General features: G+C 42.4%; 11 protein-coding genes. 6 read left to right on the forward strand and 5 right to left on the reverse strand.

Annotated features, from left to right (window positions below; translation table 11 throughout):
• Positions 1–63: 63 nt before the first annotated feature.
• The 4 genes from AB5217_RS20245 to AB5217_RS20260 form a co-directional block, all read right to left on the reverse strand.
• On the reverse strand, positions 64–726 hold the full coding sequence (locus AB5217_RS20245) for a DUF452 family protein (RefSeq protein ID WP_004297134.1): 663 nt from the start codon (positions 724–726) through the stop codon (positions 64–66).
• Positions 723–1,877: an 8-amino-7-oxononanoate synthase gene (locus tag AB5217_RS20250; protein WP_004326645.1), complete on the reverse strand. Its 1,155-nt coding sequence runs from the start codon at positions 1,875–1,877 to the stop codon at positions 723–725. The genes AB5217_RS20245 and AB5217_RS20250 overlap by 4 nt, the downstream gene beginning before the upstream one ends.
• Positions 1,878–2,098: 221 nt before the next feature.
• Entirely contained in the window at positions 2,099–4,513 is a 2,415-nt protein-coding gene (gene bioA / locus AB5217_RS20255; protein ID WP_008999988.1) for an adenosylmethionine--8-amino-7-oxononanoate transaminase, read from the reverse strand.
• A gap of 92 nt (positions 4,514–4,605) precedes the next feature.
• Positions 4,606–5,715, reverse strand: a complete 1,110-nt coding sequence (locus tag AB5217_RS20260) for a DUF4421 domain-containing protein (protein WP_032847182.1) — start codon at positions 5,713–5,715, stop codon at positions 4,606–4,608.
• A gap of 157 nt (positions 5,716–5,872) precedes the next feature.
• On the opposite strand from AB5217_RS20260, the gene AB5217_RS20265 reads away from it, so the two are divergent.
• Entirely contained in the window at positions 5,873–9,001 is a 3,129-nt protein-coding gene (locus AB5217_RS20265) for a SusC/RagA family TonB-linked outer membrane protein (protein ID WP_032847180.1), read from the forward strand.
• A gap of 14 nt (positions 9,002–9,015) precedes the next feature.
• Positions 9,016–10,497: a RagB/SusD family nutrient uptake outer membrane protein gene (locus AB5217_RS20270; RefSeq protein ID WP_004297127.1), complete on the forward strand. Its 1,482-nt coding sequence runs from the start codon at positions 9,016–9,018 to the stop codon at positions 10,495–10,497.
• A 132-nt stretch (positions 10,498–10,629) separates the two neighbouring features.
• Here AB5217_RS20270 and AB5217_RS20275 read toward each other — a convergent pair whose 3' ends face one another.
• Positions 10,630–11,835: an MFS transporter gene (locus tag AB5217_RS20275; RefSeq protein ID WP_032847178.1), complete on the reverse strand. Its 1,206-nt coding sequence runs from the start codon at positions 11,833–11,835 to the stop codon at positions 10,630–10,632.
• A 207-nt stretch (positions 11,836–12,042) separates the two neighbouring features.
• Between AB5217_RS20275 and AB5217_RS20280 the strand changes: the two genes are divergently transcribed.
• The 4 genes from AB5217_RS20280 to AB5217_RS20295 all read left to right on the forward strand — a co-directional run bounded on the left by AB5217_RS20280 (position 12,043) and on the right by AB5217_RS20295 (position 14,918).
• The gene (locus tag AB5217_RS20280) at positions 12,043–12,288 is read left to right on the forward strand and encodes a GlsB/YeaQ/YmgE family stress response membrane protein (protein WP_004297125.1); all 246 of its coding nucleotides are present in this window, start codon (positions 12,043–12,045) and stop codon (positions 12,286–12,288) included.
• Between the two features lie 44 nt (positions 12,289–12,332).
• Entirely contained in the window at positions 12,333–12,620 is a 288-nt protein-coding gene (locus tag AB5217_RS20285) for a YtxH domain-containing protein (protein WP_032847176.1), read from the forward strand.
• Between the two features lie 390 nt (positions 12,621–13,010).
• Positions 13,011–14,084: a substrate-binding domain-containing protein gene (locus tag AB5217_RS20290; protein WP_004304112.1), complete on the forward strand. Its 1,074-nt coding sequence runs from the start codon at positions 13,011–13,013 to the stop codon at positions 14,082–14,084.
• A 21-nt stretch (positions 14,085–14,105) separates the two neighbouring features.
• The gene (locus AB5217_RS20295) at positions 14,106–14,918 is read left to right on the forward strand and encodes an SDR family oxidoreductase (protein WP_004304110.1); all 813 of its coding nucleotides are present in this window, start codon (positions 14,106–14,108) and stop codon (positions 14,916–14,918) included.
• The last annotated feature ends 29 nt before the right edge of the window (positions 14,919–14,947 follow it).

The raw sequence follows: 14,947 nt of genomic DNA on the forward strand, positions 1-14,947 counted from the left end.
ATCAATATTTGTTTAATAGGCTGATATACTTGATAATCACTTTATTTTAAAATGATGGATGCATCAGTTCTCCGGCTGCATGAGTATCGTGTTAAAAAGCTCTTGTTGGTAATGTGCCGCTTCCACTTGTTCAAGAGAGTCCACTTGGTTTTCCCATGCCAAATATTGGTTATCCGGGAGGAAAATGCGGTCGCCTTTTCCTATGATAGCTTTTTGCCATTTAAAATCAGAGGGCGGCAATGATAAATATTGTTGTTGTATAGCGGCAAGTTCTTCTTTGAGTTCTTCCATCGGACGCTGGGGGGATATGGTTTGAAAAGTTTTATAGTCAGCTATTGAACCACACATTCTTCTTTGAAATTTTTGCAAGGTTTGTTCATTCAGCCCTTGAAGTGTGCCATCGAAAATAGAGTGAGCGATACCTTTGGTTTCGTGTATGGGGTAGAGGGTGCCGTTGATGGCGATACTTTGGGAGACAGGCAGATGTGGGTACTGCTTCATGATTTGCGAAGCTGCCCAGACTCCCATCGACCAGGCGATAAGTGTAATCTGGGAATAGGTTTCCAATAAGTCGGTATCAAATGCTAATGAACGGTAATCATAGCAAATCATCCAGTCCTTATCTGTAGGATGAATGGTCAGGAAAGGAGTTTCGTCCATCCCCCAACCGGCGAAGAAAAGCAATAGATGCTTCTGATTATTCTTTATGATAAAATGCTGCTTCATTCGTTTATCAGTTTGATGAGTTGGTCAATTTCATGTTCAGTGATGTCCGCTGTCAGTGAAAAACGGATACGTGAAGTTCCGTCGGGTACGGTAGGTGGACGGACGGGCAATGCATAGAATCCTTTGCGCTGGAGTTCTTCTGCTTTCAATATGGTATCTTCACTGGCTCCTATAATCATAGGTACAATATGGCTCACCGATGGGCAATTATATCCTTTGGCTGTAAGGGCTACCTTTAGCTTTTCACTGATTTGTAGCAGGTGAGCCCTCTTATGTTGTAAAGCTGAAAGGCGTTCTAACACCCACGAAGTCCACTGGATATTGATAGGAGGAAGTGCGGTGGTGAATATAAACGTGCGCATTTTATTAATAAGATATTCCCGAATGAGTTGCCGACAGACAATATAGGCACCTGCCGAAGCAATGGCTTTTCCGAATGTTCCTACCAAAAAGTCTATATCGTTGATACAGTCCTGTTCTTCGGCACATCCTAATCCTTTTTTTCCTCGTACACCAAAAGCATGAGCCTCATCTACATAAAGAAGAACATTGGAATAACTCTTTTTGAGTTGAATGAGAGCGGGAAGATCAGCTTCATCGCCATCCATGCTGAAGATACTTTCGGTAACAATAATAAGCTGCTCATAAGCGTTATGATTTTCAGCAATCAGTCGTTGCAACTGGGAAATATCATTGTGACGATACCGAATACATTTAGCTGATGATAATTTAATTCCGTCTATCAGGCTTGCATGCACTAGCTTGTCGGCAAGAATCAGTGTGTGAGTATTGCAAATGGCAGGAAGTATTCCTGTATTGGCATGATAACCACTATTGAATATAAGTGCACTTTCCGTTCCGAACATCGTGGCTAGCTGTTGCTCCAACTTCTGATAGTCACTAAAATTGCCGGTCAGTAACCGGGAAGAGGAGGAAGTAGGCAGGAATGTTTCAGGGGTGAGTGTTTTTAAGAATTCCTTCCTCAATGAAATGTCATTGGACAGCCCGAGATAATCATTAGAAGATAGGTTCAACATTCGTTGTCCGTTCAGCAGAACATCTCGTCCTTCGTGAATAAGCGGTGGGAGAGAACGGTAGTTCTTTTTCTCTTTCAAGGTCTGGAGTTCCTGGTTTATATGTTCTAATGTCATGAATTATTGTTTTAAGTAATAAGTATTCGATATATGGATGGTTGAAAGCGTAATCAGTTGTCTATAAGATGTTTATTGTCTAAAGAAGTATCCCGAAAGTTTCTCACCGACCAAGGCATCCTTCCTCGGTGAGGAAAGGCCCGTTCCTCACCGAGGAACACCCTTTTGCTCACCGAGGAACAGATTCTTGGGTGAAAATCTGGTAATATTCTTCTTATCTGTCATCTTTTTTGAATAACTTTAAGTAAGCCGGAAGTCAGTTCGCTTAATTGTTCCGAAGTGATGATGAAAGGCGGCATCAGATATACCAGCTTGCCAAAGGGACGTACCCAGATTCTTTCTTCCACAAATCTTCGTTGCATATAGGCCATATTTACCGGACGTTTCATCTCAATGACTCCGATGGCTCCGAGTATTCGTACATCAGCCACTTCCGGAAATTCCCGTGCAGGAGCTAGTTCTTCTTTCAGTTGAGTTTCGATTCGCTTCACATTCTCTTGCCAACCGGATTCGAGCAGCAGGCGAACGGAAGCGCAAGCCACTGCACACGCAAGTGGATTCCCCATAAATGTAGGTCCGTGCATAAAAGCTCCCGGTGTGTGGTTAGAGATTGTATCTGCTATCCGGTTGCTGGTCAATACAGCAGAAAGTGTCATATATCCTCCGGTCAGTGCTTTACCGATACACATTATATCCGGTTCTACTCCGGCATGTTCCCAAGCAAAAAGTTTACCGGTTCGTCCGAATCCCGTTGCTATCTCATCGAAAATAAGAAGAATATCGTGCTTCCGGCAAAGCTTTTCTGCTTCGCGCAGGTACTGCGGATGATAAAACCACATCCCGCCTGCTCCCTGTACCACCGGTTCCAGAATAAGCGCCGCTAACTCTTTTGAATGTTTTTCAATCATCTCTTGTAGAGGTAGTATATCTTTCGGATTCCATTCTCCGTCGAACCGGGAAGTGGGGGACGGGACAAAATAACGTACAGGCAATGCCGAACCGAAAAGACTGTGCATACCCGTCACCGGATCACATACAGACATGGCATTCCACGTATCACCGTGATAGCCGGAACGGATAGCCACGAAATTGTTCTTTTCCGGTTTTCCTGCGGCATACCAATATTGTACAGCCATTTTCAGTGCCACTTCTACGGCTACCGAACCGGAATCTGCATAGAATATTTTCTGCATGGAGGAAGGAACCAAAGGCAATAATAGTTTCCCCAGTTCAATGGCCGGATCATGCGTCAGTCCTCCGAACATGACATGAGACATTTTATCTAATTGTTCTTTTGCCGCCTGATTTAATACCGGATGATTATATCCATGCACTGCACACCACCAGGAAGACATTCCGTCAATGAGTGTCCGTCCGTCTTCGAGGGTAATGGTTGCTCCGTCTGCCCGTTTCACTTTGTAGACAGGAAGCGGATCGGTAGTCGAAGTGTACGGATGCCAGATATGTTCGCGGTCAAACTGGGAACCGGCGAAATGATAACCTTCTTCTTGAATCATCTTTTTGTCTTCCGATACTTTGGAGCCGAGTGTTGTCAATAGGTCGCCTACGATAGCCGAGTTAATTCCGATATATAATGCCTTGCGCATCGCTTCGGAAGAAAGCTGTGAACGTCCTCCGGCAAAACGCAGAAAAGCGGTTGGATTGATAAAACGAAAGATAACGATGGTTTTGAGTATTTCTTCTTCGCTTAAAGGCTGCTCATTTTCCAGTGGAGTTCCCGGAATCGGGCTAAGCAGGTTGATAGGTATGGATTGAACATTCAGTTCTGCCAATGTGAAAGCAAATTCAATCCGTTGTTCCATCGTTTCTCCCATGCCGATGATACCTCCGCAACAGATATCCATGCCTACACGACGGGCTGCATCGAGAGTAGCCAGTTTCTGTTCTTGCGTATGCGTAGAGCAGAGTTTGGAAAAATAAGACGGGGCAGTTTCCAGATTACAGTGATAACGGGTGATTCCTGCTTCATGCAGGGAACGCAATTCTTCTTCATTGAGCAGTCCCAGAGAAGCACAAAGTTGAATCGACGAATGTCGACGCATATAACGGACTGTATCGCAAAGTTGGGTAATCTGTTTGGGAGATGGTTTTCGTCCGCTGGTAACGAGGGAGAATCGGTTGACGTCCTGGGCTTCATTGTATTGGGCCTGTCGAAGACATTCTTCAGCGGGAAGGAGATCGTAAATCTCGGCTTTAGTCCGGTAGTGGGAGGATTGTGCACACCATTTGCAGTTTTCCGGACATCGGCCGGACTTGGCGTTGATGATGGAACACATGTCGAACTCGTGTGAAGCACGCGCGACGGTAATCTCATGCGCGGCGGCATAAAGCGCCTCGCTGTCAGCCATGTTGGCTAGCCAAGCAGCTTGGTCGGGTGATATGTCGATACCCGCCAACACTTGGTCTTTGATTTCCTGAAGTGTCATAAATGTATGATAAGGGATAGTTTGTGCAGCATTCTGCTTACGAAGAGCAACGTCTACTACATTGGTATGCAGATGACCGATTTGGAATTCGCGTCCCATACTTGCAAAGGCAGCATAGTTCTTTCTTCCCCAGTAGCGAAAGCGGGAAAGAAGAGCGCGTGTGGTCTGTATGTGGCGTTGTTGCTTCATTGATTTTTTTACTTTTGTTCGTTAGAACGTGGCAAATGTACAAAGATTCTTTGGATAAGCAAGCAAGTTGATGATTTCTAGTTTCTGTGGAATTATTTCTTTTTCCTGTATTCTTTGCGGGTGTTGAAGTTGAATCCGGCATATATTTGGAGAGTACCGAATCCATTGTCGACAGAGAAATTGTTGCGATGATAATTGTAGTTTTTTCCAACAAAAGAAGTACCTACGTAATACTTGCCTGTGTTGTAGACAATCCCTGCCCGAATCAGAAAATCCAGATTGAATTTACCGTACCATGCTTTTGCTTCATTTGTTTCTGCGTCCACATCGGAAGCTTTGTAGGCAATGGCAGGGGTGAGAGACAGACATGCCAGGCAGTTGCGGGCAAAGACCCAATTGTAGGCGTAGCCGAAACTGATGTTGGCATTGGTGTATTTAATATTCTTGACTTTCATGGCAGGATTCATCGCTTCCTGGATAAATCCCGGAAGTGCTGTATAGTCGAAGTCGAGATGATGCTTTGAAATGGAAAAACCTGCAATAAATGTACCTGCATTGCGTCGTTGATTGGTGGATTGACTGAATGCGGCAGGATAGGAGAATTTGCGGTTATTGAAGATATAATATAGATTCAGTCCTTTGATATCTACCTTTATTCCGCTGAAATCTTCGGAATAGTTGGAGGGGATATCGTCTGAAAATCCTCTGATTTTATGTATTTTGTAATCATTGCCAGTGCGACGATAGAAGATATCCACACCCAGTTTGGAGCTGTATAGGCTAAGATCGAATTCTGTTCCTCTGTTCTTTCGGGTACCTTTTTTGAAAATATCGTTCACATCTACAGACCATCCCAGGAAAATCCATCGCCAGCCGAAATACAATCCTATCTTGTTGTGCGGGTTGGGAGAAAAACTAAGTTTCTGTGGCTGCGGCAATTCACTGGTGATAGAATAATACTCAAAGTTGCTGAAATGAGTAACCATCAGCGCATAGTTATAACGGTTGGGACTGATATAGAGCGTATCGAAATCACTGAAGTTCATAAACTTCTTGATCGCTCTTTTAAAAGCACTTGGCTTGGCGGTTGCTGTGGAATCTACTTCTGTACTATCGTTGCCTAAAGAGACTTTCTCTTCAGTCTGCGCCTGTAAGGACAGTGAAAATAACAGAAAAAGATATAGAATAACCCGTTTCCCCATGTGGTTCTTTGTTGGTATAGATATTTTTCGTTTCACGAATGTACTACCTTTCGTTGATTTATACTAGCAATCTTCTAAAAAATGTTTCGTTTCCTAAACAAAAAAGTTCAATATACTGTTAGTTACAACAAGCAAATAAATCTTAAGCCACAAAATTATGAGAATCTATTTACGTTTATTAGTCGTGTCTCTTCTGCTTTTTGCAGGAAATATAGTATATGCGGAAGCACAGCAGGAGAAACGCGTGACAGGCACGGTGACTTCTGAAGGAGAACCTTTGCCTGGTGTCTCCGTACAATTGAAAGGAGCATCTTCCGGCACCATTACCAATATTGATGGAAAGTATTCGATTGAGGTTCCTGCTACCGGTACTTTAGTGTTCCGTTTTGTAGGAATGAGAACAGTAGAACAACCGGTGAATAACCGGAGTGTGATTAATGTCACGTTGGAATCGGAAAGTAAGGAACTGGAAGAAGTAATGGTAGTAGCTTATGCTACCGCTAAGAAGTATAGTTTTACCGGAGCAGCTTCGACGATGAAAGCTGGTGAGATTGAAAAGTTACAGACTTCCAGCATATCACGTGTATTAGAGGGTACGGTATCCGGAGTACAGGCAAGTGCGGCAAGCGGCCAGCCGGGTACGGATGCGGAAATCCGTATTCGTGGTATCGGGTCTATCAACGCTTCCAGCGCTCCGCTTTATGTAGTGGACGGTGTCCCGTTCGATGGTAGTGTGAACTCTATCAATCCTGATGATATATCTTCGATGACAGTATTGAAAGATGCGGCTTCTGCTGCTTTATACGGTTCACGTGGCGCAAATGGGGTGATTATTATCACAACCAAGCAAGGAGATCAAAATACCAAAGCGACCGTAAAGGTAAAAGCCTCTTTAGGAGGTTCCAATCGTGCCGTGCGTGATTATGATCGTGTCAGTACCGATCAATACTTTGAATTGTATTGGGAAGCACTTCGCAATCAGTACGCCAAGAGCGCGGATTATACTCCGGCAACTGCTGCGGCACAAGCATCCAAAGACCTGGTTACGAAATTGATGGGAGGTGGACCGAATCCATACGGTCCCCAATATGCGCAACCGGTCGGTACAGATGGAAAATTGGTGGCAGATGCCCGTCCATTATGGAATTCAGACTGGAGTGACGCCATGGAACAACAAGCACTTCGCACAGAGTTGAATCTAAGTGTTTCCGGAGGCGGAAAAGCAAATCAGTATTTCTTTTCAGCCGGATACCTGAATGATAAAGGTATTGCGCTTGAATCCGGTTATCAGCGTTTCAATCTTCGTTCCAATATCACCAGCGAAATGACCTCCTGGTTGAAGGGAGGAGTCAATTTGAGTTTTGCACATTCTATGCAGAACTATCCGGTTTCTTCCGACTCTAAAACCAGTAACGTGATTACCGCAGGGCGTACCATGCCGGGATTTTATCCGATTTATGAAATGAATACCGACGGTAGTTACAAATTGGATGAGAATGGAGACCGCATTTATGACTTCGGCTCTTATCGTCCTTCCGGTTCGATGGCAAACTGGAATCTGCCGGCTACTTTGCCTTTAGACAAATCAGAACGAATGAAAGATGAAGTTTCCGGTCGTACTTTTCTGGAAGCTACGATTATTGAGGGATTGAAATTCAAGACTAGTTTTAACTTTGACTTGATTAATTATAATACGTTGGATTATACGAACCCCCAATTGGGCCCGGCTAAAGAAAACGGCGGCGGCGTCAGCCGAATGAATACCCGTACTTTCTCTTGGACATGGAATAATATTGCTACGTATGACAAGACAATCGGTGAACATCATTTTAATGTCCTTGCCGGTGTGGAAGCCTATTCTTACCGTTATGATGAACTGACAGCATCACGTTCCAAAATGGCGCAGCCTGATATGCCGGAACTGGTAGTCGGTTCGCAGTTGACCGGAGGTTCGGGGTATCGCATCGATTATGCGTTGGTGGGTTATCTGACTCAAGCATTATACGACTATCAAAATAAATATTTCTTCTCGGCATCCTATCGTCGCGACGGTTCTTCACGTTTTGCGCCGGAGACCCGCTGGGGAAATTTCTGGTCGTTGGGTACTTCTTGGCGTATCGACCGGGAAGAGTTTATGGCAAGTACTTCCGACTGGTTGTCTGCCTTGACTCTGAAAATGAGCTATGGTGCGCAGGGAAATGACAACCTAGGTACTTATTATGCAAGTAAAGGACTTTATACTATTGTTTCCAATTTGGGAGAAAATGCGTTAGTGTCCGACCGTATGGCAACTCCGAATCTGAAATGGGAAACAAACCTCAACTTTAATGTAGGTATCGACTTCTCCCTGTTCAATAACCGTTTTTCCGGTTCGTTTGATTTCTTTACACGTCGTTCGAAAGACCTGCTTTATTCACGTCCGATAGCTCCTTCCCTGGGATACGGTTCTATTGACGAAAATGTAGGAGCCTTGAAGAATACAGGTATAGAAATGGTACTTAACGGAACGATTATCAATCAGAATGGTTGGGTATGGAAACTGGGTATGAACTTGACGCATTATAAGAATAAGGTGACAGACCTCCCATTGAAAGATATGCCGCGAAGTGGTGTGAACAAGTTGCAGGTAGGTCGTTCGGTGTATGATTTCTATATGATAGAGTGGGCGGGGATAGATCCTGAAAACGGAGATCCGCTGTGGTATAAGGATGAGGTGGATGCAAATAAGAATCCGACCGGAAAACGTGTCACAACAAATGATTATGGTTCGGCTGACTATTATTATGTTGACAAATCGTCTCTTCCGAAGGTGTATGGCGGATTCAATACGTCTCTTTCTTGGAAAGGATTCGATCTTTCGGCTATCTTTGCTTACAGTATCGGCGGATATATCTACAATCGTGATGTTACAATGATTCTGCACAATGGAAGTTTGGAAGGTCGCGACTGGTCGACGGAGATTCTAAGAAGATGGACTCCCGACAATCGCTATACCGATGTCCCTGCTTTGAGTACTACCTCTAATAACTGGAACTCGGCTTCCACTCGCTTCTTGCAGAATAATTCGTATATGCGATTGAAAAACCTGACACTTTCCTATAACTTACCCAAACAATGGATTAGTAAGTTGTCATTGAGCAGTGTGCAGGTATATGTACAAGGAGATAATCTGTTTACCATTCACCGGAATCAGGGACTAGACCCTGAACAGGGAATTACCGGTATCACTTATTACCGTTATCCGGCTATGAGAACCATCTCCGGAGGTATCAATGTTTCTTTCTAAATTCAGACTAAATTATGAGAAAAATAAAAATTCAATCCATTCTTGCGGCAGTTGCCGGACTTTTCCTGGCAACGAGTTGTAGCAGCAGTTTTTTGGATACGGACCCCACAGATGCGGTAAGTTCGGATAAGGTATCTGTACCCGAAAATGCGGAGGCACTTGTGAATGGTGCCTGGTATAATCTGTTTGATTATTCAAGTACCTATGCCAATATCGGTTATCGGGCACTTCAGTGTCTGGATGATATGATGGCAAGTGATATTGTTTCCCGTCCGAAATATGGTTTTAACTCTTCGTATCAGTTTAATGATATAGCGCAATCCTCAAATGGTAGAACAGAGTTTGCCTGGTATCTGATATATAAAACGATAGATAATTGTAACACTGCCATTTCTATCAAGGGGGATTCGGAAGAACTCCGTCAGGCACAGGGACAAGCATTGGCATTACGCGCCTTTTGTTATTTGCACTTGGTACAGCATTATCAATTCACCTACTTGAAAGATAAAGATGCTTCGTGTGTTCCTATATATACCGAACCTAGCAATAGCTCCACTGTACCGAAAGGAAAATCAACAGTGGCACAGGTTTATCAGCTTATTTTCGACGACCTCACTTTGGCGAAGGACTATTTGAAAAACTATGTCCGCAGCGGTGATAATCAAAAGTTCAAACCAAATGTAGCAGTAGTCAACGGTCTTTTGGCTCGTGCTTACTTGCTGACAGGACAGTGGGAAGAAGCTGCGAAAGCTGCTGAAGCAGCACGTGCAGGATATACGTTGATGACAACTACAGCCGAGTATGAAGGTTTTAATAATATTTCCAATAAAGAATGGATATGGGGATTTCCTCAAATTCCTTCCCAATCGGATGCCAGCTATAATTTCTATTATTTGGATGCAACATACGTAGGAGCATATAGCAGCTTTATGGCTGATCCCCATCTGAAAGATACATTTACCGAAGGTGATATTCGTTTACCTTTGTTTCAGTGGATGCGTGAAGGATATTTGGGATATAAGAAATTTCACATGCGTGCAGATGATACGGCTGATCTGGTCTTGATGCGTGCTGCTGAAATGTATTTGATAGAAGCGGAGGCGAAAGTTCGTGATGGTGTAGCGTTGGCACAGGCTGTAGCTCCATTGAATACATTGCGTAATGCCCGTGGAGTAGGGGATTATGAGGTGACAGGAAAATCACAGGAAGATGTAATCAATGAGATTCTGATGGAACGTCGCCGTGAACTTTGGGGAGAAGGATTTGGTATTACCGATATACTTCGTACACAAAAGGCAGTAGAACGTGCTGCTTTATCGGATGAGATGCAAAAGACAGAAGTCGATTGCTGGCAGGAGGGTGGTAGCTTTGAAAAACGAAATCCTCTGGGACATTGGTTCCTCAACTTCCCGAACGGTAAACCGTTTACAGTAAATAGCACCTATTATTTATATGCTATTCCACAGAAAGAAATTAACGCTAACCCTAACATATAAATAGCTCTCTTAATTTTTTGACTTTGACCTTAACTTGTAGACCGGTATACGTCGTGACGATGCATACCGGTCGTTTTCTTTGGAAAAGAGGGAGCGCAAAATGTGACACACCCCATTTTATTTAATCTAATCTTATTCTATTTTTTTCTTCTTCAAATTCGGTAAAAAGAATGTGACCAATCCTAGTAGCGGCATATAAGCACAGATATTATATACATATTCAATACTCGTTTTATCCGCTAAATTACCGAGTACGGCAGATGCTACACCAGCCACCCCGAATGCAAATCCAAAAAATAACCCTGATATTAATCCGAGCTTGGTAGGAAGCAATTCCTGTGCATAAAGCAATATGGCGGGAAAAGCGGAAGAAAGCATCAATCCCACACAGAAGCTAAGGATAATAGTCCACATCAAATTAGCATGTGGCATTAGTAAACTGAATGGGGCAGCTCCCAAAATAGAAGCCCAGATCACATACTTCCGACCAATTCGGTCACCGACAGGTCCACCAATTAATGTTCCGATAGCAGTAGCTACCAGAAAGATAAATAAATATAGTTGCGAATCTTGTACGCTTACATTGAATTTATGGATCAAATAGAAGGTATAATAACTGGTAAGACTTGCCATATAAATGTACTTGGAGAAAATCAGAATCAGCAATATCGCGATTGAAAGGGCTGTCTTATCCATAGGCAAAGGAAGATGAACTGTTTTTCTGACACTGACGGTCTGTGCTTTCATCCGGTTTAGATATGATTTATACCATTTGCAAATTGGGTACATCACTCCGATAGCAGCTAAAGCCACAAATGCAAATACGATGAGATGTTGCCTGCCATAAGGAGCCACCAACAGAGCAACCAGCAAAGGGCCTAATGAACCTCCGAAGTTACCACCTACCTGAAAGAGTGATTGTGCCAGTCCACGTTTTCCGCCGGAGGCAAGGAACGTGATACGGGAGGCTTCCGGATGCAGTACGGAAGAGCCAATTCCGATTAAGAATACGGAGGCTAATATCCAGTATAGATTATCAGAGAATGCTAAGTTTATCAAACCAATCAGTGTAAAGCTCATTCCGATAGGCAATGACCACGCGACGGGATGCTTATCAAAGAAAATTCCGGTAATCGGTTGAAAAACTGAAGCGGAAAGTTGATAGACTAGTGTGATAAGTCCGATTTGCGCGAAACTAAGTCCTAAATCATCTTTAAATAAAGGATAAGATGCTGATAGCACCGACTGTAAAAGATCGTTGAGGCAATGCGAAAGACTCAATGCAATCAAAATGGAAAATGTAATTTTTCCTACGGGTTGTTCCTGATTCTGTACCATAATACCTATTTACTATTGAAGTGTTCCTGAAAAATCGGCTGCAAAGGTACGGAAACTTCCCGTTTCTCAATATATATTTGCTGTGATTAATTCAATATGATAGGAATAAAGCTCTAAGACTAAGGATTGTAAATTGTCGTTAATTCAGTTTTGAGTGACTGAACTATTCTTCATACCTACTGTTGTTAAATAAAAAAGGAGGATTATATGGGCTTTATATGGTATATCGTTATTGGTATTGTGGCTGGATTCCTCGCAGGTAAAATAATGCGCGGCGGAGGTTTTGGTCTTGTTATAAATTTATTACTTGGTATTCTTGGAGGTGTACTGGGCGGTTGGGTGTTTGCCCTTTTCGGACTGGCAGCTTCAGGACTGATCGGAAGTTTGATAACTTCCACCGTAGGAGCTATCCTTGTATTGTGGATTGCTTCTTTATTCTCGAAATCTAAATAGATATTTATATAATTTATTTTTAATCCTAAAAACAGAACTTGATTATGGAATGTAGACATGGAAATTTCTGGATTGGACTCGGAATTGGGTCAATCCTTGGCGCAGTAGCTTATCGTCTTTCACGTACAGCAAAAGCAAAACAATTAGAAAGTGAAATTTATAATGCTATCCATCGCATAGGTCGTGATGCTGAAATAGCTGCTGCTCATGCTGAAAGAAAAGCAGTGGATCTTGGACTTAAAGCAGTAGAAGCCGGTGCGGAAATTGCTGATAAAGTAGCAGATGAAGCCGATAAAGTGGCCGGAAAAGTAAAAGATAAGTGGGGAAAATAAGAATTCCAAAACGGGTAATCGATTTAAATAGAATCGGTTACCTGTTTTATTTTATATACGTTTAATCTTTTATTTCTAGCCTTATCAGTCACTATTTGAATGATGTGTGCACGAACACATATTGGTGTATCTTCTCCATTATTTTCACTTCCTTCAAGAATCAAAAGCTACTTTTCCTCTGGTTTCTCATCTGATAAGTACTTTTTTATCTATACTATCTTTACTTTTTCTTATGTTTAACAACATGTATACTTCCTTGCTGCTGTGGTTAACTTGCTGATTATTAGTAGTCTGTTCTTTATTATGTGTTGTGTGTGCGCGCACACACTATTGCTTAATTCAATAATTCATTTTACTTTTGCCGATGAAAAACAAGATACTTATCAATAGATGGATAAAGAGTTTTCAAATATTCGGATTGTAGACATTGCCAAGATGGCAGGAGTCTCTGTTGGCACGGTAGATCGTGTAATACATAATCGTGGCAGGGTATCTGAAGAAAACAGGAAAAAGGTACAGGCGATTCTGGAGATGGTACATTACCAGCCCAATCTGATGGCACGTTCATTGGCGGCCTCCAAAAAGCAATATCATCTTCTTGCGATTACTCCTTCTTTTGTTCAGGGAGAGTATTGGGAAGCTATTTCGGAAGGTATAGATAAAGCAGCGTCGGAAATGGAATCGTATAACATCACCATTACCAAACTCTTTTTCGATCAATATAATAACAAGACTTTTGATGATATCATCCGTAATCTGCTGAATGAGAAAGTAGATGGTGTATTGATTGCGACTTTGTTTACGGATTCTGTTATCCGGCTTTCGCAGGAACTTGACAGGAATGAAATACCTTATGTGTATGTTGACTCCAACATTGGAGGGCAACATCAACTGGCTTATTTCGGAACGGAGTCTTATGATGCCGGAGTGATTGCTGCCAGATTGTTGATGGATCGGCTTTCTTCGTCTTCCGATATATTGATGGCGCGAATTATTCATAGTGGGAAGAATGACTCTAATCAGGGAAAGAACAGGCGGGAAGGTTTCTGCCATTATCTCACGCAAACAGGATTCAATGGAAATCTGCATGAAGTGGAGCTGAAAATAAATGATTCAGTGTATAACTTCATGAAACTGGATGAAATATTTGAAGCTAATCCAAATATAAATGGGGCTGTTATCTTCAATTCAACTTGTTATATTTTAGGGAATTACCTGAAAGCGAGAGGAATGCAGTCTGTTAAACTGGTTGGTTATGATCTTATCGGGAGAAATACACAGTTGCTTTCCGAAGGTGTCATAACCGCATTGATTGCGCAGCGTCCGGAGCGTCAGGGATATGATGGTATTAAATCATTGTGTAATCATCTGTTGTTCAAACAGGGCAGTGAGAAGGTTAATTTGATGCCTATCGATATTCTTCTCAAAGAGAATCTGAAATATTATCTGAACAATAAATTATAAACATATAAATTTGTAAGAACTATGAATGAATTATTTAACGTAAAAGGCAAAGTAGTTGTTATCACCGGTGGAGCTGGTATTTTAGGTAAAGGTATTGCTGCGTATCTCGCAAAGGAAGGTGCAAAAGTAGTTGTGCTCGACAGAAGTGAAGAAGCAGGAAAAGCATTGGTAGACAGTATCAAAGCCGAAGGAAATGAAGCTATGTTCCTTTACACGGATGTGATGGATAAAGAAGTGTTGGAAGGCAACAAAGTGGAAATCATGAAGGCTTATGGCCGTATTGATGTTTTGTTGAACGCTGCCGGAGGTAACATGGCAGGTGCAACTATTGCTCCGGATAAAACTTTTTTCGATTTACAGATTGACGCATTCAAGAAAGTAGTGGATTTGAACCTTTTCGGTACAGTATTGCCTACAATGGTATTTGCTGAAATTATGGTAGAACAGAAGAAAGGTTCTATTGTAAACTTCTGTTCTGAATCGGCTCTTCGTCCATTGACCCGTGTGGTAGGTTATGGTGCGGCAAAAGCAGCTATTGCCAACTTTACTAAATATATGGCTGGCGAACTGGCTTTGAAATTCGGTAACGGTCTGCGTGTAAATGCCATCGCTCCGGGATTCTTCCTGACCGATCAGAATCGTGCATTATTGACTAATCCGGATGGTTCTCTGACCGATCGTTCAAAGACCATTCTCGCTCATACTCCATTCAACCGTTTCGGTGAACCGGAAGACCTTTATGGAACAATCCATTATTTGATTAGCGATGCTTCTAACTTCGTAACAGGTACAGTAGCTGTTATCGACGGTGGATTTGATGCATTCTCTATCTAATATTGGGATGATATCATTCTGTTTTTAAT

Origin of the sequence: Bacteroides sp. MSSM.1001136sp1_RTP21357st2_D2_RTP21359_211015 (assembly GCF_040913205.1) — a bacterium.
Taxonomy (GTDB): domain Bacteria; phylum Bacteroidota; class Bacteroidia; order Bacteroidales; family Bacteroidaceae; genus Bacteroides; species Bacteroides ovatus.

Coding starts and splice junctions, on each gene's coding strand:
- AB5217_RS20275 (WP_032847178.1), bottom strand. CDS start 11,835: ATGGTACAGAATCAGGAACAACCCGTAGGAAAAATTACATTTTCCATT.
- bioA (WP_008999988.1), bottom strand. CDS start 4,513: ATGAAGCAACAACGCCACATACAGACCACACGCGCTCTTCTTTCCCGC.
- AB5217_RS20285 (WP_032847176.1), top strand. CDS start 12,333: ATGGAATGTAGACATGGAAATTTCTGGATTGGACTCGGAATTGGGTCA.
- AB5217_RS20280 (WP_004297125.1), top strand. CDS start 12,043: ATGGGCTTTATATGGTATATCGTTATTGGTATTGTGGCTGGATTCCTC.
- AB5217_RS20265 (WP_032847180.1), top strand. CDS start 5,873: ATGAGAATCTATTTACGTTTATTAGTCGTGTCTCTTCTGCTTTTTGCA.
- AB5217_RS20295 (WP_004304110.1), top strand. CDS start 14,106: ATGAATGAATTATTTAACGTAAAAGGCAAAGTAGTTGTTATCACCGGT.
- AB5217_RS20250 (WP_004326645.1), bottom strand. CDS start 1,877: ATGACATTAGAACATATAAACCAGGAACTCCAGACCTTGAAAGAGAAA.
- AB5217_RS20260 (WP_032847182.1), bottom strand. CDS start 5,715: ATGGGGAAACGGGTTATTCTATATCTTTTTCTGTTATTTTCACTGTCC.
- AB5217_RS20270 (WP_004297127.1), top strand. CDS start 9,016: ATGAGAAAAATAAAAATTCAATCCATTCTTGCGGCAGTTGCCGGACTT.
- AB5217_RS20245 (WP_004297134.1), bottom strand. CDS start 726: ATGAAGCAGCATTTTATCATAAAGAATAATCAGAAGCATCTATTGCTT.
- AB5217_RS20290 (WP_004304112.1), top strand. CDS start 13,011: ATGGATAAAGAGTTTTCAAATATTCGGATTGTAGACATTGCCAAGATG.